Origin of the sequence: Micromonospora sp. BRA006-A (assembly GCF_033433935.1) — a bacterium.
GTDB lineage: Bacteria > Actinomycetota > Actinomycetes > Mycobacteriales > Micromonosporaceae > Micromonospora > Micromonospora aurantiaca.
Window position 1 is genome coordinate 99,251 of the sequence record NZ_JANCLW010000001.1, and the last position, 23,908, is coordinate 123,158.

General features: G+C 73.4%; 24 protein-coding genes. 13 read left to right on the forward strand and 11 right to left on the reverse strand.

The features are described 5' to 3' along the window. Positions 1-18: 18 nt before the first annotated feature. The 3 genes from NMK34_RS00510 to NMK34_RS00520 all read left to right on the forward strand — a co-directional run bounded on the left by NMK34_RS00510 (position 19) and on the right by NMK34_RS00520 (position 2,647). Positions 19-585, forward strand: coding sequence for an NUDIX hydrolase (locus NMK34_RS00510; protein ID WP_318331776.1), 567 nt, complete (start codon positions 19-21; stop codon positions 583-585). Between the two features lie 76 nt (positions 586-661). Next, complete coding sequence (locus NMK34_RS00515; RefSeq protein WP_114921168.1) at positions 662-1,714, forward strand: MerR family transcriptional regulator; 1,053 nt, start codon at positions 662-664, stop codon at positions 1,712-1,714. Positions 1,715-1,735: 21 nt separating this feature from the next. Then, positions 1,736-2,647: an LLM class flavin-dependent oxidoreductase gene (locus NMK34_RS00520; RefSeq protein WP_013473385.1), complete on the forward strand. Its 912-nt coding sequence runs from the start codon at positions 1,736-1,738 to the stop codon at positions 2,645-2,647. On the opposite strand, the gene NMK34_RS00525 is transcribed toward NMK34_RS00520, so the two are convergent. Next, positions 2,644-3,057 (reverse strand): ASCH domain-containing protein, encoded by a 414-nt coding sequence (locus NMK34_RS00525; protein WP_318331777.1) that lies wholly within the window; start codon positions 3,055-3,057, stop codon positions 2,644-2,646. The two genes, NMK34_RS00520 and NMK34_RS00525, sit on opposite strands and share 4 nt — an antisense overlap. A 53-nt stretch (positions 3,058-3,110) precedes the next feature. Next, a complete protein-coding gene (locus NMK34_RS00530) occupies positions 3,111-3,659 on the reverse strand; it encodes a phosphoribosyltransferase (RefSeq protein ID WP_318331778.1) in 549 nt (182 codons plus the stop codon). Positions 3,660-3,819: 160 nt separating this feature from the next. Here NMK34_RS00530 and NMK34_RS00535 point away from each other — a divergent pair, with 160 nt between their 5' ends. From NMK34_RS00535 to NMK34_RS00550, 4 genes are all read left to right on the forward strand, one after another. Then, positions 3,820-4,452, forward strand: a complete 633-nt coding sequence (locus NMK34_RS00535) for a septal ring lytic transglycosylase RlpA family protein (protein ID WP_318331779.1) — start codon at positions 3,820-3,822, stop codon at positions 4,450-4,452. A gap of 68 nt (positions 4,453-4,520) precedes the next feature. Then, on the forward strand, positions 4,521-5,648 hold the full coding sequence (locus tag NMK34_RS00540) for a PP2C family protein-serine/threonine phosphatase (protein ID WP_318331780.1): 1,128 nt from the start codon (positions 4,521-4,523) through the stop codon (positions 5,646-5,648). A gap of 116 nt (positions 5,649-5,764) precedes the next feature. Further along, the gene (locus NMK34_RS00545; protein WP_194800201.1) at positions 5,765-7,621 is read left to right on the forward strand and encodes an acyl-CoA dehydrogenase; all 1,857 of its coding nucleotides are present in this window, start codon (positions 5,765-5,767) and stop codon (positions 7,619-7,621) included. 184 nt (positions 7,622-7,805) lie between these two features. Beyond that, entirely contained in the window at positions 7,806-8,075 is a 270-nt protein-coding gene (locus tag NMK34_RS00550) for a DUF6458 family protein (RefSeq protein WP_013283345.1), read from the forward strand. A 9-nt stretch (positions 8,076-8,084) separates the two neighbouring features. On the opposite strand, the gene NMK34_RS00555 is transcribed toward NMK34_RS00550, so the two are convergent. Further along, positions 8,085-8,951: an aldo/keto reductase family oxidoreductase gene (locus NMK34_RS00555; protein ID WP_318331781.1), complete on the reverse strand. Its 867-nt coding sequence runs from the start codon at positions 8,949-8,951 to the stop codon at positions 8,085-8,087. 142 nt (positions 8,952-9,093) lie between these two features. Here NMK34_RS00555 and NMK34_RS00560 point away from each other — a divergent pair, with 142 nt between their 5' ends. Beyond that, positions 9,094-9,501: a helix-turn-helix domain-containing protein gene (locus tag NMK34_RS00560; protein WP_318331782.1), complete on the forward strand. Its 408-nt coding sequence runs from the start codon at positions 9,094-9,096 to the stop codon at positions 9,499-9,501. A gap of 10 nt (positions 9,502-9,511) precedes the next feature. Here the strand turns inward: NMK34_RS00560 and NMK34_RS00565 are convergent, their stop codons facing one another. Beyond that, entirely contained in the window at positions 9,512-10,048 is a 537-nt protein-coding gene (locus NMK34_RS00565) for a SixA phosphatase family protein (protein WP_318331783.1), read from the reverse strand. A gap of 117 nt (positions 10,049-10,165) precedes the next feature. Here NMK34_RS00565 and NMK34_RS00570 point away from each other — a divergent pair, with 117 nt between their 5' ends. Next, positions 10,166-10,456 carry a DUF6458 family protein gene (locus NMK34_RS00570; RefSeq protein WP_318331784.1) on the forward strand — a complete coding sequence of 97 codons (291 nt, stop codon included), beginning with the start codon at positions 10,166-10,168 and terminating at the stop codon, positions 10,454-10,456. Between the two features lie 86 nt (positions 10,457-10,542). Here the strand turns inward: NMK34_RS00570 and trhA are convergent, their stop codons facing one another. Beyond that, the gene (gene trhA, locus NMK34_RS00575) at positions 10,543-11,220 is read right to left on the reverse strand and encodes a PAQR family membrane homeostasis protein TrhA (protein WP_091413751.1); all 678 of its coding nucleotides are present in this window, start codon (positions 11,218-11,220) and stop codon (positions 10,543-10,545) included. A gap of 75 nt (positions 11,221-11,295) precedes the next feature. Here trhA and NMK34_RS00580 point away from each other — a divergent pair, with 75 nt between their 5' ends. Genes NMK34_RS00580 through NMK34_RS00590 form a run of 3 tightly spaced genes read left to right on the forward strand, consistent with a single transcriptional unit; the run spans position 11,296 to position 13,509 of the window. Further along, positions 11,296-11,910, forward strand: a complete 615-nt coding sequence (locus NMK34_RS00580; protein WP_318331785.1) for an allophanate hydrolase subunit 1 — start codon at positions 11,296-11,298, stop codon at positions 11,908-11,910. After that, a complete protein-coding gene (locus NMK34_RS00585) occupies positions 11,907-12,776 on the forward strand; it encodes a biotin-dependent carboxyltransferase family protein (RefSeq protein ID WP_318331786.1) in 870 nt (289 codons plus the stop codon). Before NMK34_RS00580 ends, NMK34_RS00585 begins: the two co-directional genes overlap by 4 nt. Next, entirely contained in the window at positions 12,760-13,509 is a 750-nt protein-coding gene (locus tag NMK34_RS00590) for a 5-oxoprolinase subunit PxpA (protein WP_318331787.1), read from the forward strand. The genes NMK34_RS00585 and NMK34_RS00590 overlap by 17 nt, the downstream gene beginning before the upstream one ends. A 60-nt stretch (positions 13,510-13,569) precedes the next feature. Here the strand turns inward: NMK34_RS00590 and NMK34_RS00595 are convergent, their stop codons facing one another. From NMK34_RS00595 to pdhA, 6 genes are all read right to left on the reverse strand, one after another. Further along, the gene (locus NMK34_RS00595) at positions 13,570-15,402 is read right to left on the reverse strand and encodes an NHL domain-containing thioredoxin family protein (RefSeq protein WP_318331788.1); all 1,833 of its coding nucleotides are present in this window, start codon (positions 15,400-15,402) and stop codon (positions 13,570-13,572) included. Between the two features lie 119 nt (positions 15,403-15,521). Continuing rightward, complete coding sequence (locus tag NMK34_RS00600; protein ID WP_318331789.1) at positions 15,522-18,332, reverse strand: hypothetical protein; 2,811 nt, start codon at positions 18,330-18,332, stop codon at positions 15,522-15,524. 348 nt (positions 18,333-18,680) lie between these two features. Next, complete coding sequence (locus NMK34_RS00605) at positions 18,681-18,818, reverse strand: hypothetical protein (RefSeq protein ID WP_013283356.1); 138 nt, start codon at positions 18,816-18,818, stop codon at positions 18,681-18,683. Between the two features lie 224 nt (positions 18,819-19,042). Beyond that, on the reverse strand, positions 19,043-20,512 hold the full coding sequence (locus tag NMK34_RS00610; protein ID WP_318336237.1) for a dihydrolipoamide acetyltransferase family protein: 1,470 nt from the start codon (positions 20,510-20,512) through the stop codon (positions 19,043-19,045). A 5-nt stretch (positions 20,513-20,517) separates the two neighbouring features. After that, positions 20,518-21,507: an alpha-ketoacid dehydrogenase subunit beta gene (locus tag NMK34_RS00615; RefSeq protein ID WP_030269708.1), complete on the reverse strand. Its 990-nt coding sequence runs from the start codon at positions 21,505-21,507 to the stop codon at positions 20,518-20,520. Then, complete coding sequence (gene pdhA / locus NMK34_RS00620) at positions 21,507-22,685, reverse strand: pyruvate dehydrogenase (acetyl-transferring) E1 component subunit alpha (protein ID WP_013473399.1); 1,179 nt, start codon at positions 22,683-22,685, stop codon at positions 21,507-21,509. The genes NMK34_RS00615 and pdhA overlap by 1 nt, the downstream gene beginning before the upstream one ends. Before the next feature lie 484 nt (positions 22,686-23,169). On the opposite strand from pdhA, the gene NMK34_RS00625 reads away from it, so the two are divergent. After that, a complete protein-coding gene (locus NMK34_RS00625; protein ID WP_318331790.1) occupies positions 23,170-23,892 on the forward strand; it encodes a hypothetical protein in 723 nt (240 codons plus the stop codon). Positions 23,893-23,908 lie beyond the last annotated feature (16 nt).

The following is a 23,908-nucleotide window of genomic DNA, read 5'->3' on the forward strand; positions in this document are numbered from 1 at the left end:
GCTGGCAGCATCGGCGGGATGCGGGACGAGATCCGGGCACTGGTCGAGGAACTGCCACCGGGTGACGAGCTGGAGGCGCGGCACCGGGAGGCGGCGCTGGCCTGGCTGGCCGCCACGGATGACATTTTCCGCCGGGTCAAGCCGCGTACGCCGTCGCCGCACCTGGTCGCGTACTTCCTGCTCCGCGACCCGGCCGACGGCGCGGTGCTGCTGGTCGACCACCGCCTGGCGGGGATGTGGCTGCCCAGCGGCGGTCACGTCGAGCCCGGTGAGCACCCGGCCGACACGGTGCGCCGCGAACTGCGGGAGGAACTGGGCGTGGCGGCGGTCTTCGCGTCGCCGTTCGGCGAGCGCCCGGCGTTCCTCACCGTCACCGAGACGGTCGGCCCGCCCGAGCACCGGCACACCGACGTGAGCCTCTGGTACGTGCTGTCCGCCGACCGTGACCAGCGGTTCACGCCCGATCCGGTGGAGTTCGCGGGCATCCGCTGGTGGACGCCGGCCGAGGTGAGCGAGGCGCCGACCGGCACGATCGAGCCGCATCTGGGCCGGATGCTGGCCAAACTGGCGGCTACGACGCCTTGACCCGTCCCCTGCGGCAAGGCCCAGCGTGACCGGTGCCGGTCGCGGTGACCGGCACGAGGAGCGCGAGGGAGGCACGGTGCGACTGCTGACCATCGGCGCGTTCGCCCGCGCGACCGGCCTGAGCGCCAAGGCGCTGCGCATCTACGACGACTGCGGGCTGCTGCCCCCGGCTGCTGTGGACCCGCACTCGGGCTACCGCTACTACGCGCCGGAGCAGGCGGACCGCGCACGGCTGATCGCCGGGCTGCGCCGGGCCGGGATGCCGCTGGCCGAGATCCGTACCGTCTGCGGCCTGCCGCCCGCTGCCGCCGCCGAGGCGCTCGACGCCTGGTGGCGGCGGGTCAGCGCGGACACCGCGGCGCGCGGCCGGGCCGTCGCGCTCCTCGTCGACAGGCTCAGCGAGAGGGGCACCACCATGTCCGAGACCACCTTCCGGTACGCGACGCGCTGCGAGACCGGCACGGTCCGCGACTCCAACGAGGACACCGCATACGCGAGCGCGGCGCTGCTCGCGGTCGCCGACGGCGTACGCGGTCCCGCCGGGTCCACTGCCAGTGCGGCGGCGGTGGACGCGCTGCGGCCGTTGGAGCAGGCGGACGCGTCGGGGGCCGATCTGCTCGCCGCGCTGGCCGACGCGGTGAACCGGGCCGACCGGGCGGTACGCGCGCACGCCACCGACGCCGACCAGCCCGCCACCACGCTCACCGCGCTCGTGCGACGTGGCACCCGGCTCGCGCTGGTGCACGTCGGGGACAGCCGGGCGTACCTGCTGCGCGGCGGCGAGCTGTCCCGGCTCACCCAGGACCACACGTACGTGCAGACGCTCGTCGACCAGGGGCGGCTCACGCCGGCCGAGGCCCTGGCGCATCCGCAGCGCGCGCTGTTGGCCCGGGCACTCGGCGCGGGCGCGGAGGTGGAGGCGGACCTGGCGCTGCGTACCGCGCTGCCCGGCGACCGCTACCTGCTCTGCTCCGACGGCCTCTCCGCGGTGGTGGAACCGGGCGCGCTGCACGCCGCGCTGGCGGAGGCGGACGATCCGGAGAGCGCCGTCGAGCGCCTGGTCGAACAGGCGTACGCGGCCGGCGCGCCGGACAACATCGCCTGCGTGGTGGCCGACCTGGCGGCGTGATCCCCCGCGACCCGGGCCGGGATGTCCGGCCCGGGTCGTACCCTGGCGATCATGCGAATCGGCATCGTGATCCTGCCCGACCAGCGTTGGTCGGAAGCGCGTCGGCGGTGGGCCCAGGTGGACGAGTGGGGCTTCGACCACGCCTGGACCTACGACCACCTGGGCTGGCGTGACCTGGTCGACGGGCCGTGGTTCGACTCGTGGACGACGCTGACCGCGGCGGCCGGCGTGACGTCCCGGGTGAAGCTCGGGACGCTCGTGGCGTCGCCGAACTTCCGGCACCCGGCGGCGTTCGCCAGGCAGGTGACCGCGCTCGACGACGTGTCGGACGGCCGGGTGCTGCTCGGCCTGGGTGCGGGCGGCATCGGCTTCGACTCGGCGGTGCTCGGCGGCGAGACGCTGCCGCCCCGGCAGCGCGTGGACCGGTTCGCCGAGTTCACCGAGCTGCTCGACCTGATTCTGCGGGAGGACGGCACGACCTGGCGCGGGGAGTGGTTCACCGCCGTGGACGCGCGTAACAACCCGGGTTGCGTCCAGCAGCCCCGGGTGCCGTTCGTGATGGCCGCGAACGGTCCCCGCTCGATGCGGCTGGTCGCCCGGTTCGGGCAGGGCTGGGTCACCACCGGGCTCGGCGGCGACGACATCGAGGCGTGGTGGGGCACGGTGGCGGAGCTGTCGGACCGGATGACCCGAACGCTGGAGCAGGCCGGCCGTGACCCGGCGACGCTCGACCGCTACCTGTCGCTCGACTCCGCGCCGGTGTTCTCGCTCACCAGCGCCGACTTCCTCGCCGAGCAGGTGGCCCGGGCGGCCCGGCTGGGCTTCACCGACGTGGTGACGCACTGGCCCCGGGCCAGCAGCTGGTACGCGGGCGACGAGGCCGTGCTGGTGGAGGCGGCGGCGCTGCTGCCGGAGCTGCGCCGGGCCGGCTAGGTGCCGACGCTGCCCTCGGTGGAGACCAGCCGGAACCGGAGGCAGACGATCCGGGTGTCGTCGGTGACCGGGGTGCCCTGCCGGGCCCAGTAGGCGCCGTGGCCCTCGCGCCACTCCTCGATCGACCGGTCGCCCTCGCCCTCCGCGCGGGCGAAGTCCCACGGCACGTCGGCGAAGCGCACCACCTCGACGCCGGTGACCTCCACGACGCCGACGAGCGCGTCGTTGTCGTCGACCAGGGCCAGTCGCTCGCCGACGTACTCCAGTTCCTCGTTCTCGTCGTCGTACTCCTGCACGAGGCCGGCGGTGGCGGTCTTCACGCCGGAGAGCACGAGGGTGTTGAGCCGGGTGCGCAGCTCGCCGGGCGTGCCGAGGGCGAGTGCGCGCAATCCACCGATGCGGGGCCACATGCTGCCGACGCTACGGCACCGTACCGCCGTCGCTCATCCGGTTTCGCGGCGTCTCACGGCAGTTGGTCGCCGGTGAGCAGGGCGCGCAGCCTGAGCCGCGCGGCGACCTCGGGCGGGCAGGTCGCGACGAGCGTGGCGGCGCCGATCAGGTCGGCCCCGGCGTCCCGGACGACCCGGCTGAGCGCGCCGAGCTGCGCACCGGTGTCGACCCAGTCGTCGACCAGCAGCACCCGGTCGCCGGTGCCGAGCCGCCGGCCGTCCACGCCGACCCGCAGCCGCCGGCCCCGGTAGTCGGGGGGTGTCTGCGCCCAGCGCGTCGGCCCGACCCGCTGCCGCTCGCCGCCGTCCTTGTACGCGGGCAGGAAACCGGCGCCGGCGGCGACCGCGACGAGCGGACCGAGCAGCAGCCCGGTCACCTCGGGGGCGATCACGACGGTCGGGTGATCGTCGGGGAACAGCCCGGCCACCGCCGGCCCGACCTGGGCCAGCACCTCGGGGTCACGCCACCAGCCGGAGATGTCGCTGACCAGGTGGGTGCTGCCCGGGCCGGGGTCGATCCACCCGAACAGCTCGACCAGGCGACGACTCAGCACGCTTTCCATCCTGGCGGATCGGTGGGCCGTTCGGCCGATCGACGCTGGCGTGATCGGCTACACGTACCAGGGTAAATGCGGGCATAGCACCATGATCACGTTGACTTCGGAAGTGCTTCTCTCGTTACGGTCCGGGCCGGTTTGTTCAGTTGACGAAAGGACCGGGCCGGTGGCTGCTAGGCACCTTCGTACCCGCAAGTTCTCCTCGCCCGCCGCCATCGCCGCCACCGCGGCGGTCGGTGTGGCGCTCGCGGTCGGCGGTACCGTCGGCGCCGTGCGGCTCACCTCCGCCGAGCCGCCCGCCGAGCCGGCCGTGGTCGAGACGCTGCCCAGCACGCCCGCCCCCACGTCGGCCGCCCCCTCGCCGAGCGCGTCCGCCTCGCCGAGCGCGAGCCTCAGCCCGTCGCCGAAGGCCACCCCGAGCCCGAAGTCGAGCCGCACCCAGGCGGCCTCCCGGAGCAAGGCCCGGACCGCCTCCCCGTCGCCGACGGCGAAGAAGACGAGCAGCCCGAAGGTCGTGGACAGCGGCTCCTGCGGCGCCTCCTTCTACGCCGAGGGCCAGATGACGGCGAACGGCGAGACGTTCAACCCGGACGCGCTCACCGCCGCGCACAAGACGCTGCCGTTCAACACCAAGGTCCGGGTGACCAACCCGGCGAACGGCAAGTCCGTGGTGGTGCGGATCAACGACCGTGGCCCGTTCATCGACGGCCGGTGCCTGGATCTGTCCCGCGCCGCGTTCGCGACCATCGCCGCCACGAGCCTCGGCCACGTGAACGTCCGGTACGAGGTGCTCGGCTGACCGGCCACTCGGGCAGAACTTCCACGACCGACGGGCCAGGTTCATTCTCCCGTTCCCGTCCATCAGGCATGCTGTCCGATGTACGCACGCAACCCTTCCAGCCGGGCCGAGGCCCGCTGAGTCCCGGATCCCGCGCCGGTCTCGGCGCGGCCCTCGCGCTGCTCGCGATCGTGGTCGCGGTGGAGCTGGCCGACGGCCGTCCGGCGCACTACCTCGCGCTGATGGTCGTCGCGCCGTTCCTTGCGGCGGCCCTGGCGTCCTGGCGGGTGGTGCTCGCGGTGGGCGGCCTCGCCACCGCGATCGGGATCGGCTTCGCCGTCGCCGAACGGGGCAGCCCGCTGGTGACAGTCGTCAATGTGACAGCGATCGGGGTGGCCACCGCTATCGCGGCGGCGACGGCGGCGGTACGCCAGCGCCAGGCGGACCGGATCACGGAGCTGTCCCGGCTCGCCTCGGTCGCCCAGCAGGCGGTGCTGCGACCGCTCGGCCCGCAGGTCGGCACGCTGGCGGTGGCCGCCCGGTACATCTCCTCCACCGCGACGGCCGAGATCGGCGGCGACCTGTACGAGGTGATGGACACCCCGTACGGCGTCCGCATGATCATCGGTGACGTACGGGGCAAGGGGCTGGACGCGGTCCGCCTGGCCAGCATCGTGCTCGGCTCCTACCGGCACGTCGCGTACGAGCGCGCGGACCTGCGCGCGGTGGTGACCGACCTGGACCGTGCGGTGGCCCGCAACGTGGGCGACGAGGACTTCGTCACGGCGGCCCTGGTCGAGGAGCGCGGCGGCACGCTCACCATCGTCAACTGCGGGCACCCCTCGCCGCTGCTGCTGCGCCGGGGCGCGGTGATCCCGCTGGAGCCGCCCGCGCCCGCGCCGCCGCTCGGTTTCATGCCCGTGGTCCGGCCCCGGGTGGAGCGGCTGGAGCCGGGCGACCGGCTGCTGCTGTTCACCGACGGGCTGGGCGAGGCGCGCCGGGACGGTGAGTTCTTCCCCACCGCAGACCGGGCCTGGCGGCTGCTCGGCCACGGCACCGTCGCGGACGGGTTGGCCTCGCTGGAGACCGCACTGGTCGAGTGGGTGCACGGCCGGCTCGACGACGACATCGCGCTGGTCCTGATGGAGTACGTCGGCCCGCGCAGCACCACCGCCACCCCGGTTCCGAGCTGGGAGGTCGGCGCCGCCGACGGATGAACGGGAAGTGTGTAATCGCTGTCACTTCCGAGATCGGCTTGTCGTTGCCTACCGGCGAGTAATACAGTCTGGAGTTACTGATCGGTAACACCTGTCCGGAAGCGGGGCCAGCGAGCATGACCCACTACAAGAGCAACGTGCGGGACCTCGAGTTCAACCTGTTCGAGGTATTCGGGGCGGACCGGACGCTCGGCCAGGCCCCGTTCACGGACCTGGACGTCGACACCGCCCGCAGCTTCCTCGGCGAGGTCGACCGCCTCGCCCGCGAGGATCTGGCTGCCAGCTACTCGGACAGCGACCGCAACCCGCCGGTCTTCGACCCGGCGACGTTCACCGCGCCGCTGCCGGAGTCGTTCAAGAAGTCGTACAAGGCGTTCATGGACTCCGAGTTCTGGCGCCTCGACCTGCCGGAGTCCCTGGGCGGCACGAACGCCCCGCGCGCCCTCTGGTGGTCGCTCGCCGAGCTGGTGCTCGGCGCCAACGCCCCGATCTGGATGTACGCCTCCGGCCCGTCCTTCGCCCACGTGCTGCACGTCGAGGGCACCGAGGAGCAGAAGAAGTGGGCCCGGCTGTTCATCGACAAGCAGTGGGGCTCGACCATGGTCCTCACCGAGCCGGACGCCGGCTCCGACGTGGGCGCCGGCCGTACCCGCGCGATCCAGCAGCCGGACGGCTCCTGGCACATCGAGGGCGTGAAGCGCTTCATCACCTCCGGTGAGCACGACCTGAGCGACAACATCGTCCACTACGTGCTGGCCCGCCCGGTCGGCGTCGAGGGTGTCGGCGGCCCGGGCACCAAGGGCCTGTCGCTGTTCGTCGTGCCGAAGTTCCACTTCGACCCCGAGACCGGCGAGCTGGGCGAGCGTAACGGCGTCTACGCCACCAACGTCGAGCACAAGATGGGCCTGAAGGTCTCGAACACCTGCGAGGTGACCTTCGGCGAGCACGGCGTACCGGCCAAGGGCTGGCTGCTGGGCGAGAAGCACGACGGCATCCGCCAGATGTTCATGATCATCGAGTACGCCCGGATGCTGGTCGGCACCAAGGCGATCGCCACGCTCTCCACCGGTTACCTGAACGCCCTGGAGTACGCCAAGAACCGGGTGCAGGGCGCCGACCTCACCCAGATGGCCGACAAGACCGCCCCGCGGGTGACCATCACCAACCACCCGGACGTGCGCCGCTCGCTGCTGCTGCAGAAGTCGTACGCCGAGGGCCTGCGCGCGCTGGTCTGCTACACCGCGACCTGGCAGGACAAGGTCACGATCGCCGAGGCGGCCGGTGACGAGAAGGCCACCAAGCTGGCGAAGCGGGTGAACGACCTGCTCCTGCCGCTGGTCAAGGGCGTCGGTTCGGAGCGGGCGTACGAGCTGCTCGGTCACGAGGCGCTCCAGACCTACGGCGGTTCCGGCTTCCTTCAGGACTACCCGCTGGAGCAGTACGTCCGGGACGCCAAGATCGACACCCTGTACGAGGGCACCACTGCGATCCAGAGCCTCGACCTGATCTTCCGGAAGATCGTCCGGGACAACGGCAAGGCCCTGATGGCGGTCGCCGCCGAGATCCAGGAGCACATCGCCTCCGAGGCCGGCAACGGCCAGCTCAAGGAGGAGCGTCAGGCGCTCGGCAAGGCGCTCGCCGAGATCCAGAACATCCTCGGCGTGATGACCGGCTGGCTGGGCGAGGCCCAGGGCGGCGACACCCGCGCGCTCTACAAGGTCGGCCTGAGCAGCCGCCGGTTCCTGCTGGCGATCGGCGACCTGGTGGTCGGCTGGCTGCTGCAGAAGCAGGCGGACGTGGCGCTGAAGGCGCTGGCCGGCGAGGTCTCCGCTGCCGACAAGTCGTTCTACACCGGCAAGGTCGCCGCGGCCCGGTTCTTCGCCCGCGAGGTGCTGCCCCGCATCGGCGCCGACCGGCGGATCATCGAGGGCACCGACCTGGAGATCATGGACCTCCCGGAGGAGGCTTTCTGAGCCCTTCCGGGGGCTTTCACCCCTGAAACGTCACTCTCCCCCTCATGACGACGGCCGGCGGGCACCAGCCCGTCGGCCGTCGTCGTGCGCGCGGCCCGGGTGGATAGGCGGCCCGGTGGCGGGTAACCGTCGCGGACCACGACCGAGTACGCCCAAGGCCATCGCACGGGGGAGTGCAGCGCACATGGGCATTGGTAGCGCCATCTTTCTCATCGCGCTCGGCGCGATCATGACCTTCGCCATCCGGGCCAACGTCTGGTGGATCGACCTGCGCGCGGTCGGCTGGGTGTTCATCCTGGCCGGGCTGGGCGTCCTGCTGACCACGCTGTGGTTCTGGCAGGACCGCCGCAAGCGGGCTCGCACGCTCATCGTGGAGGAGAACCGGCTCTCGCATCCGACAGCGATGATGCCGCCGCCGCCCGACCCGCCGCCGCCGACGGCACCGCCGTCCTGACGCCGCGTCTCAGCGGCCGATCCGGTCCAGCTCGGCGAGGTCGTCGCCGGAGAGGGCCAGCCCGGCGCCGGCGACGTTCTCGCGCAGGTGCGCGACGGACTTGGTGCCGGGGATCAGCAGGATGTTCGGCGAGCGCCGCAGCAGCCAGGCCAGGGCGACGCCCATCGGCGTCGCCCCCAGACGTCCGGCGACCGCCGACAACGCCGAGGACTGCAACGGGGTGAACCCGCCGAGCGGGAAGAACGGCACGTAGGCGACACCCTGCCGGGCCAGCTCGTCGATCAGGTCGTCGTCGCCGCGGTGGGCCAGGTTGTACTGGTTCTGCACGCAGACGATCGGCGCGATCGCCTGCGCCTCGGCCACCTGCTCCGGCGTCACGTTGCTCAGGCCCAGGTGGCGGATCAGGCCCTCCTGCCGGAGCGCGGCGAGTGTCTCCAGCGCCTCGGCGAGCGACCCGGGCCGCGGGCCCGTGGCGTCGCCGAGCCGCAGGTTGACCACGCCGAGCGCGTCCACGCCGAGCGTCTCCAGATTCTCCCGCACCTGCCGGCGCAGGCTCTCCGGGTCCCGGGCCGTGGGCCAGCGGCCCTGCTCGTCCCGGTCCGCGCCGACCTTCGTGACGATGTGCAGCGACTCCGGGTACGGGTGCAGCGCCTCCCGGATCAGCCGGTTGGTGACGTACGGCCCGTACGCCGCGCTGGTGTCGATGTGGGTGATACCGAGCGCGACCGCCTCGCGCAGCACCGCCAGGGCGCCGTCGTGGTCGGCTGGCGGTCCCATGACCCACTTACCGGCGAGCTGCATCGCGCCGTAGCCGAACCGCGTGACGGTCAGGTCGCCCAGCGTCCAGGTGCCGCCGGGAAGGGTGGTGGGAGCCATGCGTGTACCTCTCGTCGTCCGTTCGTGGCGCCGCCGGGTCGCGGTACCGGTCTCCACTATCGGGGTGTAACTTTCCACTGGGAAGTAGGCACCTGAAAGTGCGTAGCTCACCGGGCGTGATGAGAGGGCGGCAGGAGCTGAGATGAGCAAGGCCGAGTACGACGCCTTCCTGGCCCAGTGCCCCAGCCGGCAACTGCTCGACCGGATCGCCGACAAGTGGGTCACGCTGGTGCTGGCAGCGCTGCGCAGCGACGGCTCGCACCGGTTCGGTGCCGACTGCGCCGGCGTCCCGCGCCCGATGCGCTACTCCGAGCTGTCCCGCACGCTCGCCGGCGTCAGCCAGAAGATGCTCACCCAGACGCTGCGCGCCCTGGAACGCGACGGTCTGGTCACCCGCACCGTGGAGCCCACGGTGCCGGTCACGGTCACGTACGAGCTGACACCGCTCGGGCTCTCGCTCCTGAAGACGATCCAGGGCCTGAAGCTCTGGGCGGAGACGCACATGGACGACGTGTTCGCCAACCGGGCCGCCTACGACAGCCGGGTCTGAGTCTTACCGGTCAGGCGCGGGCGGTGTGGCGGGCGGTGAGCGGCGCGCCACCCGGGGCCAGCTCGGCCCACCGGGTCGTCGGCCGGTGCACCACGAGATCGGTGGTACGCAGCCCGTCCGGGTCGGCCCGCTGCGGGTCGAGCAGCGCCGAGAGCAGCGAGACACCGGGGTTGTGCGCCACGAGCAGCACCGTGCCGGCCGTCGGCTCGACCGTCCGGACGAGGTCCAGCAACTGGTCCGGGTGCGCGTCGTACGCGGTCGCCTCGTACCGCACCGACGGGCGCGAACCCGCCGGGCCGCCCTCCGGCGGCGAGCCGGTCATGCCCATCGCCACGTCGTGCCAGGTCTGCCGGGTCCGCCGGGCGGGCGAGCAGAGCACCACGTCGGGGAGCAGCCCCTGCCGGGCCAGCCAGGCGCCGGCCGCCGCGGCGTCGGCGTGGCCCCGCGCGGTGAGCGACCGCTCCGCGTCCGGGCCGTTCGCGGACTGCTCGGCCTTGGCGTGCCGCAGCAGCACCAGCGTCCGCTGCCCGTTCCTGCCGTCCGTCATACCGCCCAGCTTGCCTGATTGACGATCAAAGCGCCTGGGTATGTCGATGTGTGCCGCTACCTCATCCATGGCCGCGGCGGGCAGGAAACGCCAGCAGGACGCCAAGGAGGCGACGTCATGGGCATCGGTGCCAGCATCTTCCTCATCGCGCTCGGCGCGATCTTCGCGTTCGCCGTCGACGCCGATCTCGGATGGCTGAACCTCAACGTGGTGGGCTGGGTGCTGATGCTCGCCGGCGTCGCCGGCCTGCTCACCACGCTCTACTTCTGGAACAGCCGGCGCCGTGTGGTGGCCGCTCCGGTACGCGAGCAGGTCGTCGCCGAGCCGGTGGTACCGGTGCGCGACGACCGCGTCGTGCGCGAGGAGTACCGCGAGGTGCGCCGTCCGGGCTCGGGCTACCCGGCCTGACCCCCGAGAACCCGAGGGCCCCGCAACGGTGCGGGGCCCTCGCGCATGCCCGGGGCCCGTCAGGCCCGGGGTACGGCAGGCCCGGCTCAGGCGAACAACGCGAAGTAGATCGCGATGTGGTGGCAGATCGCGGCGACGAGCGTGCAGGCGTGGAAGAACTCGTGGTGGCCGAAGACGGTGGGCCACGGGTTCGGCCGGCGCAGCGCGTAGAACACCGCGCCCACGCTGTAGATCGCGCCGCCCACGCTCAGCAGCACCAGCGCGGTGACGCCACCGGCGTGCAGGATCTGCGGCAGCATGGCCACCGCTACCCAGCCGAGCGCCAGGTAGAGCGGGGCGGAGACCCAGCGCGGCGCGTGCGGCCAGATCAGCTTCACCGCCACGCCCGCGATCGCGCCGCCCCAGACCAGGCTCAGCATGATCGTGGCCTGCCGGGTGTCCAGCAGCAGCGCGCAGAACGGTGTGTAGGTGCCGGCGATGAACACGAAGATCATCGAGTGGTCCATCCGGCGCATGATCTGGTAGCCGCGTTCGGACCAGACCCGCCGGTGGTAGAGCGCGCTGGTGCCGAACAGCCCGCACACGGTGAAGCTGTAGATCAGGCAGCTCACCAGCGGCGCCCAGCCGGGACGACCGGCGGCGATCGAACACAGCACGATGCCGCAGACGAGAGCGGCGAAGAACGCGTAAGCGTGCAGCCAGCCGCGCATGCGCGGCTTCCCGATGTCGGCCGGCCGGAGCCGGAACGGTGCGGAGGTCGTCACCTCAATAGGTTACGACGGCGTAGGTTACTTGCAAGTAGTGTGGACCGTCACCTCACCCGGCGGGAGGATGACCGGATGCTGATCCGGCCGGTCGGGGCGTACGCCCTGCTCCTCGACTGCGACGACGCGGAGCAGGCACAGGCGTGGCGGGCCGAACTGTGGCACCGGCGCGAGGCGGGCGAGCTGACCGCCACCGAGATCGTCCCCGGCGCGGTCACCGTGCTGCTCGACGGCGTACCGGACCCGCAGGCGGCAGCCGCCCGGATCGCCGGCTGGCACCCCCGGACCGCCGCCTCCGCCGCGGCCACCACCGAGGTCCGGGTGCCAGTCGTGTACGACGGCGAGGACCTGCCGCTTGTCGCGGACCACTGGCAGGTCGACGTGCCCGCCGTCGTGGACCGGCTGCGGCGTACCGAGTTCCGGGTGGCGTTCTGCGGCTTCGCACCTGGGTTCGCGTACCTGACCGGGCTGCCGCCCGAGCTGGCGGTGCCCCGGCTCGCCACGCCGCGTACCCGGGTGCCGGCCGGCTCGGTCGCGCTCGCCGGCCCGTACGCGGGCATCTACCCCGCCGCGTCACCCGGTGGCTGGCTGCTCGTCGGCCGCACCGACCTGCCGCTGTTCGACGTGCACGCCGACCCGCCGGCCCGGCTCGCCCCCGGCACCCGCGTCCGGCTGGCCGACGCGCCGTGATCGAGGTGCTGCGCGCCGGGGCGCTCACCACCGTCCAGGACCAGGGGCGGCCCGGGTGGGCGCACCTCGGCGTACCCCGCTCCGGCGCGCTCGACCCGGCCGCCCTGCGCCTGGCCAACCGGCTCGCCGGCAACGACGAGGACGCCGCCGGTCTGGAGATCACCATGACCGGCTGCGCGCTGCGCATCACCCGGGCCGTGGCCGTCGCCCTCACCGGCGCCCCGGCCGACGTGGTCGTCGAGTGGCCGGCCGGGGCCGCACCGCGCCGCCCGGGGGACGTGGGACGGCCGCTCGCGCTGCCCGCCGGTGCGGTGCTGCGCGTCGGACCGGCCCGCGCCGGGGTACGGACCTGGCTCGCGGTCAACGGCGGGATCGCCGTCGAGCCGGTGCTCGGCAGCCGCGCCACCGACACGCTCTCCGGCCTCGGACCGCCGCCGCTGCGCGACGGGGACCGGCTGCCGCTCGGCACCCCGGCCGGCCCACCCGCACCCGTCGACGTCCCCGTCACCGGGCCGGTCCCGGACGAGCTGCGGCTGAGCGTGCGCCCCGGCCCCCGGCAGGACTGGTTCACCCCCGAGGCGCTCGACCTGCTGTGCCGCGCCGCGTACACGGTGAGCCCGGACAGCAACCGGGTCGGCGCGCGGCTGGCCGGCGCGGCGCTGACCCGCGCGGTCGCCGGCGAACTCCCCAGCGAGGGCCTGGTGCTCGGCGCGGTGCAGGTGCCGCCGGACGGCCGGCCGCTGGTCTTCCTGGCCGACCACCCGACCACCGGCGGATACCCGGTCATCGGAGTGGTGGACGACGTGACAGCGCTCGCCCAGGCCCGGCCAGGCACTACGGTGACGTTCCATGGACCTCAACGCTGACCTGGGCGAGGGATTCGGAAGCTGGCAGCTCGGCGACGACCACGCGCTGCTCGACCTGATCAGCTCCGCGAACGTCGCCTGCGGCTTCCACGCCGGAGACGCGGCCACCATGCACCGGGTCTGCGCCGGCGCCGCCGAACGCGGCGTCGCGGTGGGCGCGCAGGTCGGCTACCGGGATCTCGCCGGCTTCGGCCGGCGGCACATCGCGTACGACTTCGCCGAACTACGCGACGAGACGATCTACCAGCTCGGGGCGCTCGACGCGTTCTGCCGCCTGTACCGCACCCGGGTTCGCTACCTCAAACCGCACGGTGCGCTCTACCACGCGGCAGCCCGCGACGAGGGCCAGGCCGCCGCGCTGGTGGCCGCGATCAGCGGGTACGACCACGAGCTGCCGGTGCTCTGCCAGCCCGGCACGGTGCTGGCCCAGCTCGCTGCGGGCGCCGGGCTGCGGGTGGTGGCCGAGGGCTTCGCCGACCGCAACTACCTCCCCAACGGCACGCTCGTGCCGCGCAGCTCACCGGACGCGCTGGTGACCGACCCGGAGCAGGTGGCCGTCCGTGCGGTACGGATGGCCGTCGAGCGCACGCTGGTCGCCGTCGACGGGACGGTGATCGCCTGCCCGGTCGAGTCGATCTGCCTGCACGGGGACACGCCGGGGGCGGTGCGGTGCGCGGAACTCGTGCGGGCGGCGCTCGTCGACGCGGGGGTCACGCTCACCCCGTTCGCGTGAAAGGAAGGGCCCCCTCTTAACGCCTCCGGTAGAGGAAGGGGCCCTTCTTAACACGTACCGTCAGGCGTCCATCCCGCGCAGGACCAGCGGCACACGGGTCGCGCCACCGGTGACCACCCGGACCGGCACGCCCCAGTCCTGCCGCGTCAGGTGGCAGGCCGCGTGCTCCACGTCGGCGTCGCAGGTCGCCGCCTGGGCGGTCACCTGGAGCACCCCCTGCGCCACGTCGCCGCTGACCACCAGCTTGCGGGACAGGTCGGTGGTCGTGCCCGCGCCTTCGACCAGCAGCTCCGGCGGGGACGCCGAGACCACAAGCCGGGTCGACGGCCCGTACGTCTCGTCGAGCTTCTGGCCCGGCGCCGGCGTGAAGATCACGTCGAGCGTCAGCTCCCCGGCCGCCACGTCGGTGGGCTTGCGCTCCAGCCGGTGCCGAGGGCCGTCCACGGTGTTCGCGCCGGCCGACGTCAGCGCGCCCGGCGCCAGCCGGGTCAGCCGGTGCGCGGCCGATTCGACCACCAGCACGTCGCCCTCACCGGTGAGCACCAGGTCGCTCGGCTCGGCCAGCCCGTCCGCCACGGTGCCCACCTGGCCGGTCTCCGGGTCGAAGCGGCGCACCGCCCCGTTGTACGTGTCGGCGATCAGCACCGAGCCGTCGGGCAGCGCGCACACGCCCAGCGGGTGCTGGAGCAACGCCTGGTCGGCCGGGCCGTCGACGTGCCCGAAGTCGAACAGGCCCTGACCGACGGCGGTGTGCATCTCGCCGCCGGAGATCCACCGGATCGCGCTGGTCTCGCTGTCGGCCACCCAGAGGCGGGCGCCGTCGGCCGAGACCGACAACCCGGACGGCTGGGCCATCCACACGTCCGGCAGCGGACCGTCGCGCAGCGCCTCGACAGTGGTCCCGGCGTACATGCCGGCGGTCCGCTTCACCGGGTCGAACCACCAGAGCTGGTGGATGCCGGCCATCGCCACGATCACCCGGTCGTCGTACCAGGCCACGTCCCAGGGGGAGGACAGGTCGACGGCGCGGGCGTCGTGCGCGTGGTCGTCGACTGTCGAGCGCCACTGCCGCCCGGTGCCGGCCACGGTGACCACCTCGCCGGAGGACAGCCGTACGCCGCGCAGCAGGTGGTTGACGGTGTCCGCGACGACCACGTCGTAACCGGCCACCTCGGCCACGTGGGGCGGCAGCAGGCAGAGCCCCTGCGGCTCGGCGAACGTGGCGGCGGATGCCGGGCCGTCCGTACGACCCCGGGAACCGGCGCCGATGCGACGGACCACCGTCTCGCCGTCGGCGGCCAGCTCGACCAGTGAGTGCCGAGCCGAGTCGCTGACCAGCAGGTTCCCGCCGTCGAGCGGCAGCGCCTTGCCGGGGAACCGCAGCACGGTGTCCGGCTCGGCCGGCGGCACGTACGGGCCCTCGCCCCGGTGCAGCGTGCCCTTCGCCTCGTGGCCGGCGATCAACTCGTCGATCAGCCGGGCCAGCCCTTCGGCGTGCCCCTCGCCGGCCATGGTGGCGACCACGTAGCCCTCGGGGTCGACCACGGCGAGCGTCGGCCACGCCTTGGCCGCGTACTGCTGCCACATGTCCATCTCGGCGTCGTCGAGCACCGGGTGGTGCACGCCGTACCGCTCCACGGCCGCAGCCAGCGCCGCCGGATCCTTCTCGTGCTCGAACTTCGGCGAGTGCACGCCGATCACGACCAGGACGTCGCCGTACTTCTCTTCGAGCGGGCGCAGCTCGTCGAGCACGTGCAGGCAGTTGATGCAGCAGAACGTCCAGAAATCAAGCAGAACGATCTTGCCGCGCAGGTCGGCCAGCGTGACGGCCCTGCCGCCGGTGTTCAGCCAGGCCCGACCCCGCAGTTCCGGTGCCCGTACGCGTGCGCTCATGCCCCCATCGTGCCGCACCGGCCGGGCGCGCTCCCGGCGATCCCCTGGTGAACAGACGCACACCGGAACGGCGCGGAGCGCCCACCCCGTCGAGGGGTGGACGCTCCGCGTACGTGCGGTTACTGGCCGGCGGGCTTCAGGCAGAGCACCCGGGTGGTCCCGCCGCCCTCGACCGAGACCGAGGGCTGCGACAGATCGGCGCACTTGTCCTTGTTGTCCACCTTCGACACCACGCTGAACGCGCCAGGCTCGCCGCAGTCGGCGGCCACGGCGCTCGTGCCGGACTGCTTCACACAGGAGCCGACCGCCGGGTCGAAGCCCGCGGACTTGTCGCCGCCGACCTTGCCGAGCAGCGTCAGCAGACCCAGCGGTACGGCGAGGATGAGCACCGCCGCGATCAGCACTGCGGCGAGCACCCGGCCGTTGCGGACCTTCGGCGGGGGTGCCTCGGTCTGCGACTCGGCGGCGTCCGGCTTGAACGCGTCGAAACGGCCCTGCTCCGGCTCGGCGCCGGGACCGTCCTGCGCCCAGGCCGGCGGTGCCTGCTGGGGCGGCGGGAAGGCGTTCGGACCCGCCGGGCCCTGGCCGGGCACCGCGACCGAGGCGCGTCCCCCGGCCGACGGGCCGAACCGGTCCGGCTCGCCGAACGGCTCGGGCCGGCCGGCCGGGCTGCCGAACGGCGCCTGCTGTCCACCGAACGGATCCTGCTGGCCGCCGGGGCCACCGAACGGGTCCTGCTGACCACCCTGCGCGCCGAACGGCTCGGGCTGGCCGCCCGGGCCACCGAACGGGTCCGGCCGGCCACCCGGGCCGCTGAACGCGTCCTGGCCGCCGGGAGCGCCGTACGGGCTCTGCGGGCCGCCGAACGGGTCACGGGAGGCGTCGGGCTGCTCGCCGCCCGGGTGCACGCCGTTTGCGGGGCGGGTGTTGCCGGGCGGGTCCACGAAGGACGGCACGCCCACCGGGAACGACGGCGGCGCGGCGGGTGAGGAGGGCGCTCCGGCGTACCCGTGCGGACCGTCGGCGTCCTCGGACCGCGACTGCGGGCCGGGGAAACCGTTGCCGTGCGGCCCGTCCTGGCCGGGGAACCGGGACTCGTCCTGCTCGGGGGCGTCCTCGGGCTCCGGGCGGGCGGGCCGGCCGTACACGCGGGGCTGCGGCGTGGGGCCGCCGGTCGGCAGCGGTTGGTCGGACGGCGGGGTGACCCGGCTGGCCACCGGCACCGACGCGCTCGCCGAGACCGGGCCGCCCTCCGGGGAGGTACGCGGCCCGGGCACGGCCGGTGACTGCGGCTCGTTCCAGCCGCCGTCGCCGCGCTCCGGCTCGTACCCCTGGGGTTCGGTGCCCGGGTGGTCGGCGGGCGACGACGCGGCCAGCGCGGCGCCCGGCACCCGCTGCTGCTGTGCCGGCAGCGGCACCGCGTTGCCGGGGGAGATGCCCGGCGCGGGCGCGGGCTGGTAGGCCGGGGCGGAGTCCTCGGCCCGGCCCCACGCCTCGGCCTGCGGCCACGGCTCGGGCGACGGTGCGGCCGGACGCTCGTCCTGGTTGCCGCCCCAGCCGGCGGGCGCGTCGGACGGCGGCACGGACACGCTCGCGCGGGCCTCGGCCGGCGCAGCGGCGCCCCAGGCGGGCTGCGCGGGCTCGTCCGACGGCCGCGCGGGCTCGTGCTGCTGCGGTACGGATGCCGCGCCGCTCCAGGCGCCGCCCTGTTCACCGCCGTCACGCTGCTGCGGTACGGCGGCGCCGTCACCCCAGCCGCCGGGCTGCCGGCCCTGGTTCGGCTCCCAGCCGCCCGGCTGTGCCGCCTCGGCGGGGTTCGCGGCGCGCCCGGCGGCCCAGCCGCCCGAACGGTCCGGATCCTCGGTGCGGGCGGGCTCGTCCCAGCCGCCGGACCGGTTCTCGGCCTGCGGGGCGGGCCAGCCGCCGGAACGCTGTCCCTCGTCGTGCTGCGGCCCGCCGGTCGCGCGCCAGCCGCCGCTGTCCTCGGCCGAGCGGTTGTCCTGATCGGACTGCTCCGGAGTGGACCAGGCGTTGTCCGGCCGGGCGGCGCCGGGCACCGAGACCGCTGCGGCGGCCCGGGCGGGCGGGTCGGCCGGTGGCCAGGTGGCGCCGGTCTGCTGACCCGGCGCCCAGGCCGGCTGGCTCTCCCGCGGGTTCCAGCCGCCCGAGCGGTTCGGGTCGTCGGACGCGGCGGGCTGCTCGTCGCGCGGGTTCCAGCCGCCGGAGCGGTTCGGGTCGTCCTGCTGCTGCTGCTGCTGCGCGGCGGCCCAGCCACCGGCGCGACCGGAGGCGTCCTCGTGCTGCCCGCCGGTGGGCGCGAAGCCGCCGGAGCGGTGCGGGTCGTCAGCGGGGGCGGGCGTGACCCAGGTCTCGTTCGGCACGGTGGCCGGGGCGGGCACGTAACCGGTGCCGCGGGCGGCCGGGTCACCGGACGGCGACCAGCCCTGCTGCTGCTCGCCGGCGTTCCACCCCTGACGGTTCTGCTCGGCGGCGGCCCAGGGGGTCTGCGACGGCTCGGCCGGGCTGCCCGGCGGCGTGGCGGCCCAGGCGGGCGGCGCCTGCTCGGCGCCGCGATCAGGGCCGGGCTGCTCCTGGTTGCCCCAGGCGGGGCCACCGGAGCCGGACCAGGCCGGGTTGCCCTGGTCGTTGCCGCCCCAGGCGGGCTGCGGAACCTGGGCGGTCGCCCGCCCGGTCACCGGCTGCCCGGCGGGCGGGGCCCACGCGGGTGGCTGGTCGTCGTTCGCGGCCCAGGCCGGGGCCGGTTGCGCGGGCCGACCGGCCGGCGGGGGCGGTGCCCAGCCGAGGTCGGGTGCGCCGTTGTACCCGTTGTCCTGCTGCGCCGGCTGATCGCCGTACGGCACCGGTCCGCCGGTGCCCGGCGACACCTCGCCCGGCTCCTGGCCGGGGCGGTGCGGAGCCTCGGACGTCATGGGTGCGCCTCCTCCATCACAGGTCGGCCGCCGATGCCGGTCGGGAGAACCGTCGGCACGACTACCGGCGTCGCCGGCGGGTACCGGCCGTGCGGGCTCCCCGCACCGTATCCGGTGGTCGCCCGAGGCCGCTCGGGGGAGCATCAGCGGTCACCGAAAGTCACCGGACGACGTCGATGGGTTTCACTGCCTCGTGTCCGTCCGGAGTCAGCCGGTTGGCGACCGTGCCAACCGTACCGGGCGGTGAAGCGAGGTGGAATCCCGGTGCCGACCGATGCCGGTACGCCGAAGACCCGCCCGGAGTCGGGCGGGTCTTCGGACTGGAGGAGGTGAGAAAGGTCTGTGGCGTCAGCTCATGTGACGCTGGGCGATGGCGAGAAGCTCCTCGCGGACCGCGGGCGAGTTGGCGGAACGCAGCGCGTGCTCGATGGCGCGGGCGCGGCGGTTGGCGTCGCGGCGGGTGCGGATTCGCTCGATCATGCTCATCTTGGGTCTCTCCTCCTGGCTATTCGGTTGTCAGCCCCTTGATGTCTCTATTTAAGCGCACCGAGGCCGCCATTGCCATCGATTATTAGGTGAGCTGAACCACGTACCTACGGATCGTAGGTCCATCCGCCCCTGAATCCTATGATTCCGTTCCCACAACGGCCACGGCCGGTGTGCCGGGCGTTCACCCGTGGCACACCGGCCGTGACCGGAGCGGTGGTTCGTCAGGTCCAGGCGAGCAGCGCCGCCTCCGGGTCGGCCAGGAACTCCCCGATGTCGCGGAGGAACTTCGAGCCCAGCTCACCGTCGATGATCCGGTGGTCGAAGGACAGGCCCAGCGTGGTCACCAGGCGCGGCTTCACCTTGCCCTTGTGCACCCACGGCTGCTCCCGTACCGCGCCGAAGGCGAGGATCGCCGACTCGCCCGGGGGCAGGATCGGCGTACCGGTGTCGACGCCGAAGACGCCGACGTTGGTGATGGTGAGCGTGCCGCCGGACATGTCCGCCGGGGACGTCTTGCCCGACTTCGCGGTCTGCACCAGTTCCGTCATCGCGTCCGCCAGCTCGCGCAGCGAGAGCCGCCCGGCGTCCTTGATGTTCGGCACGATCAGGCCGCGCTCGGTGGCCGCCGCGATGCCGAGGTTGACGTACTCCTTCACCACGATCTCGTCGCCGGCCCAGGTCGAGTTGACCATCGGGTGCCGCTTGACCGCCAGGAGCACCGCCTTGGCGACCAGCAGCAGCGGCGAGACGCGCACGTCCCGCCACTCGCGCCGGTCACGCAGCCGGTCCAGCGCCTTCATCGCCCGGGTCACGTCGACGGTCAGGAACTCCGTCACGTGCGGGGCGGTGAACGCCGAGCGGGCCATGTTCTCCGCGGTGAGCTTGCGTACCCCCTTGACCGGGATGCGCTGCTCGCGGTCCGCGCCGAAGCTCGCCGCCGACGCGGCCGGTGCCGCGACCGTCAGCGGCTCGGCCGCCGCCGGGGTCGCGCTCGCCGCCCGCTGTACGTCCTCACGGGTGATCGAGCCGAGCGGACCCGAGCCGGTGAGCGTGGCCAGGTCGATGCCGAGATCCTTCGCCAGCTTGCGGACCGGTGGCTTGGCCAGCACCGGGCCGGAGACCCGGCCGTTGCCGTTGACCGCCGGCGCCGGAGCGGGCGCCACCGGCGTGGGCGCGACAGGCGCGGGTGCCACCGGAGCGGCGGCCTGAGCCGGTGCCGCCGCCGGCGCGTCGCCCTTGCGGGGACGGCGCTTGGCCGGGGCGTTGCGCGGGCCGTAGCCGACCAGCACGGCGGTACGCCCACCCGGCGCCACGCCACCGATCAGGCCCGGCTCGACCATGCCCTCGGCGGGCGCGACCTGGACCGCGGCGAGCGACGCGGCAGACGGTGCGGGCAGGTCCGACGCGGAGGTCGCGGTCGTCGACTCCTCGATCGGCCCGGCGTTCGGGTCGGTGTCGATCGCGATGATCGGCACGCCGACCTCGACCGTCGACCCCTCCGGGTGGAAGATCGCCTGCACCCGTCCGGCCCACTTCGCCGGGATCTCGACCGCCGCCTTGGCGGTCTCGACCTCGACGATCGGCTGGTTCAGCTCGATGTCGTCGCCGACCTTGACCAGCCAGGCGAGGATCTCGCCCTCGGTCAGGCCCTCGCCCAGGTCGGGAAGGTTGAACTCCTTGATCCGGGACATGCCGCTCACCAGCCGAACGTGCGGTCGACGGCGTCGAGCACCCGGTCCAGGTCGGGCAGGTACTCCTCCTCCACCCGGGCGGCCGGGTAGGGGGTGTCGAAGCCGGTCACCCGCAGCACCGGGGACTCCAGGGAGTAGAAGCACTCCTCGGTGATCCGGGCCGCGATCTCCGACCCGAGACCCAGGTTGCCCGGGGCCTCGTGCACGACCACGCAGCGGCCGGTGCGCCGCACCGACTCGTACGCGGCGGTCAGGTCCAGCGGCGAGATCGTCCGCAGGTCGATGACCTCCAGCTCGCGGCCGTCCTCGGCGGCGGCGGTGGCCGCGTCGAGCGCGGTGCGGACCATCGGGCCGTACGCCAGCACCGTCGCGTCGGTGCCGGGCCGCGCGACCCGGGCCGAGTGCAGCGGGTACGCGTCGGCGATCGGCGCGTCCAGGTCCACCGGACCCTTCTCCCAGTAGCGCCGCTTCGGCTCCAGGAACACGATCGGGTCGTCCGACGCGATCGCCTGCTGGATCATCACGTACGCGTCCTGCGGGTTCGCGCAGCTCACCACCTTGAGACCGGCGGTGTGCGCGAAGTACGCCTCGGGCGACTCGGAGTGGTGCTCGACGGCGCCGATGCCGCCGCCGAACGGGATGCGGATGACCATCGGGATCCGCACCTTGCCCTGCGAGCGGTAGTGCATCTTCGCCACCTGCGACACGATCTGGTCGTACGCGGGGTAGACGAAGCCGTCGAACTGGATCTCGCAGACCGGCCGGAAACCGCGGATGGCGAGGCCGACGGCGGTGCCGATGATGCCGGACTCGGCCAGCGGGGTGTCGATCACGCGCTGGTCGCCGAAGTCCTTCTGGAGGCCGTCGGTGATCCGGAACACGCCGCCGAGCTTGCCGACGTCCTCGCCCATGATGACGACCTTGGGGTCGTTCTCCAGGGCCCGCCGCAGGCCGGTGTTCAGTGCCTTGCCGAGAGTGAGCGTCTCCGTGGCCATCAGTGCGCGCTCCCCTCGAAGGACTCCATGTACTGCGTGAACCGGGCCCGCTGCTCGTCCAGTTCGGGAGAGCCGTTGGGGTAGACGTGGTCGAACATGGTCACCGGCTGCGGGTCGGGCATGGCGAGCACGCGCTCGCGCAGGTGCACCGACTCGGTGCGGGCCTGCTCGTCGACAGCGGTGAAGAACGACTCGTCGGCGATCTTCTGCTTGGTCAGGAACGCCTTCATCCGGGCGATCGGATCCTTCGCCTGCCACGCCTCGACCTCGCTGGCGATGCGGTAGCGGGTCGGGTCGTCGGAGGTGGTGTGCGCGCCCATCCGGTAGGTGTACGCCTCGATCAGGCTCGGGCCCTGGCCGTTGCGCGCGTTGTCCAGCGCGTGCCGGGTCACCGCGTACGACGCGAGCACGTCGTTGCCGTCCACCCGGACGCCGGGGAAGCCGAACCCGCCGGCCCGCCGGTACAGCGGCACCCGGGTCTGCCGCTCCAGCGGCTCGGAGATGGCGTACTGGTTGTTCTGGCAGAAGAACACCAGCGGGGCGTTGAAGACGCTGGCCCAGACGAACGACTCGTTGACGTCGCCCTGGCTGGTGGCGCCGTCGCCGAAGTAGGCGATGACCGCCTCGCCGTCCTCGCCGCCGGTCTTGCCGTCCATGGCGACACCCATGGCGTACCCGGTGGCGTGCAGGGTCTGCGCCCCGATCACGATCGTGTACATGTTGAACTTGAACTCGTTCGGGTCCCAGCCGCCCTGGTCGACGCCGCGGAACAGGCCCAGCGGCATGATCGGGTCGATGCCGCGGCAGTAGAGCACGCCGTGCTCGCGGTAGGTAGGGAAGGCCATGTCCTGCGTACGCAGGGCCCGGCCGGAGCCGACCTGCGCGGCCTCCTGGCCCAGCAGGCTGGCCCACAGTCCCAGCTCGCCCTGGCGCTGCAGAGCGGTGGCCTCGGCGTCCAGCTTGCGGACCAGCACGAGGTCGCGGTACAGCCCGCGGTACTCCTCGTCGGTGAAGTCGACGCGGTACTCGGTCCCGTCCGGGCCGAGCGCGCTCTCGATCCGCTCACCCTCGGGGGTGAGCAGTTGTACGAGTTCCGGTTCACCGGTCGCGGCGGCGCGTCTGGTTCGGGGTGCGGCCCGCTTGCTGCGGGTGGCGGCCCCGGGGTCGCCCTTTGCCATCCGTCTCTCCCTGTCTGTCTGCGCCGGCGCCGGGGGTTACCCGAGCCGAGCACCTCGTGCGCCCGCCCGGCTGGTGCCGGGTCGGTCCCTGGCGACCGCGCCTGACCCCGGTAGGGGTTGCCGCGCGGCGTGAGCCGGAGTCGGTCGGGGACAGACCCAGGCCCGGGAGCGCCGGCGCCGTTCCGCACCAGCCGCGGGGTACGCGGAGGTGGCGGCTGCGTTGCCGTCGTGTCTGAATGATTGCAGAGGAGGTGAGCGGGCCCACAGTATGGCCTCCCTCGCCAGTGCGGTTCGATCGTGTTCACGACGGATAGGCGCTTTTGTCCGCAGTGGTGGATGCGGGCGACGTACAAAATGTGTGTCGACACGCGGTTGCGGCTGGTGAACTGAGCGTCACTGGGTCAAGCTTGCGGTGAGCTGTTGCGCGGCATTTGTCCGAATATCCGCGCGTGCTCTTGTCCGTCCGTGCGTGAGGAGTGTGCCGGTGTCCGAACCAGAGGGTCCGCCCGGTACGCCCTTCCTCGGCCGGCACCGGGCACTGCCCGCCTCCCCGTACCGCCGGGTCGTGGGCGCCCACCGCGCCACCGGGACCGGCGGTCCCAGCCGTGGCTACCTGCTCACCGTGGCGTTGCTCGCCGGCACCGCGTCGATGCCGATCCTCGCCGCGATCAGCACCGGCTCCGCCACCGTCGGCAACAGCGCCCTGCCCGACACCAGCACCCCGTTCCTGCCGACGCCCTCGGTCGGCCCGGTGGTCATCCCGATGCCCCAGGGCACCCAGGCCCCGGCGCCGTCCACGCCCGCCGTCGACGTGACATCGGTGCCCCCGGCGCGGCCGGCGCTCCCGGCGGCGCCGGCCCTGCCCGACGACAGTGACCTCGGCTCCCGGCACCGGTCCCGCCCGGTCGCCGCGCCCCCGCCGCCGGCCGCGCCGGTCCGGCCCACCCCGGTCCGCCCGCCGCGCCCGTCGCCGGTGCCCTCGCCGTCGCCGTCGCACTCGCCGTCGGAGCCGGCCACGCCGACGCCCGAGCCGAGCCCGAGCCCCGAGCCGTCCGCCACGACCGCCGAGCCGACGCCCACCTCCGAGCCCTCGTCGGAACCGACGTCCGAGCCCTCCGGCCCATCGGGTACGTCCGGTCCACCAGACCCGTCCGGTCCTGCCGACCCGTCCGGCCCGGCCAGCCCGTCGGTTTCCCACACCTCATGATCGACACCACTCCGGC

What these genes read in the sequence shown, in the direction of transcription:
- NMK34_RS00570 (WP_318331784.1), top strand. Translation starts at nt 10,166, where the DNA reads ATGGGCATCGGTGCCAGCATCTTCCTCATCGCGCTCGGCGCGATCTTC.
- NMK34_RS00550 (WP_013283345.1), top strand. Translation starts at nt 7,806, where the DNA reads ATGGGCATTGGTAGCGCCATCTTTCTCATCGCGCTCGGCGCGATCATG.
- NMK34_RS00525 (WP_318331777.1), bottom strand. Translation starts at nt 3,057, where the DNA reads ATGTGGCCCCGCATCGGTGGATTGCGCGCACTCGCCCTCGGCACGCCC.
- NMK34_RS00520 (WP_013473385.1), top strand. Translation starts at nt 1,736, where the DNA reads ATGTCCGGCCCGGGTCGTACCCTGGCGATCATGCGAATCGGCATCGTG.
- NMK34_RS00565 (WP_318331783.1), bottom strand. Translation starts at nt 10,048, where the DNA reads ATGACGGACGGCAGGAACGGGCAGCGGACGCTGGTGCTGCTGCGGCAC.
- NMK34_RS00510 (WP_318331776.1), top strand. Translation starts at nt 19, where the DNA reads ATGCGGGACGAGATCCGGGCACTGGTCGAGGAACTGCCACCGGGTGAC.
- NMK34_RS00560 (WP_318331782.1), top strand. Translation starts at nt 9,094, where the DNA reads ATGAGCAAGGCCGAGTACGACGCCTTCCTGGCCCAGTGCCCCAGCCGG.
- NMK34_RS00545 (WP_194800201.1), top strand. Translation starts at nt 5,765, where the DNA reads ATGACCCACTACAAGAGCAACGTGCGGGACCTCGAGTTCAACCTGTTC.
- NMK34_RS00540 (WP_318331780.1), top strand. Translation starts at nt 4,521, where the DNA reads ATGCTGTCCGATGTACGCACGCAACCCTTCCAGCCGGGCCGAGGCCCG.
- NMK34_RS00590 (WP_318331787.1), top strand. Translation starts at nt 12,760, where the DNA reads ATGGACCTCAACGCTGACCTGGGCGAGGGATTCGGAAGCTGGCAGCTC.
- NMK34_RS00595 (WP_318331788.1), bottom strand. Translation starts at nt 15,402, where the DNA reads ATGAGCGCACGCGTACGGGCACCGGAACTGCGGGGTCGGGCCTGGCTG.
- NMK34_RS00580 (WP_318331785.1), top strand. Translation starts at nt 11,296, where the DNA reads ATGCTGATCCGGCCGGTCGGGGCGTACGCCCTGCTCCTCGACTGCGAC.
- pdhA (WP_013473399.1), bottom strand. Translation starts at nt 22,685, where the DNA reads ATGGCAAAGGGCGACCCCGGGGCCGCCACCCGCAGCAAGCGGGCCGCA.
- NMK34_RS00530 (WP_318331778.1), bottom strand. Translation starts at nt 3,659, where the DNA reads ATGGAAAGCGTGCTGAGTCGTCGCCTGGTCGAGCTGTTCGGGTGGATC.
- NMK34_RS00600 (WP_318331789.1), bottom strand. Translation starts at nt 18,332, where the DNA reads ATGACGTCCGAGGCTCCGCACCGCCCCGGCCAGGAGCCGGGCGAGGTG.
- NMK34_RS00615 (WP_030269708.1), bottom strand. Translation starts at nt 21,507, where the DNA reads ATGGCCACGGAGACGCTCACTCTCGGCAAGGCACTGAACACCGGCCTG.
- NMK34_RS00555 (WP_318331781.1), bottom strand. Translation starts at nt 8,951, where the DNA reads ATGGCTCCCACCACCCTTCCCGGCGGCACCTGGACGCTGGGCGACCTG.
- NMK34_RS00605 (WP_013283356.1), bottom strand. Translation starts at nt 18,818, where the DNA reads ATGAGCATGATCGAGCGAATCCGCACCCGCCGCGACGCCAACCGCCGC.
- NMK34_RS00610 (WP_318336237.1), bottom strand. Translation starts at nt 20,512, where the DNA reads ATGTCCCGGATCAAGGAGTTCAACCTTCCCGACCTGGGCGAGGGCCTG.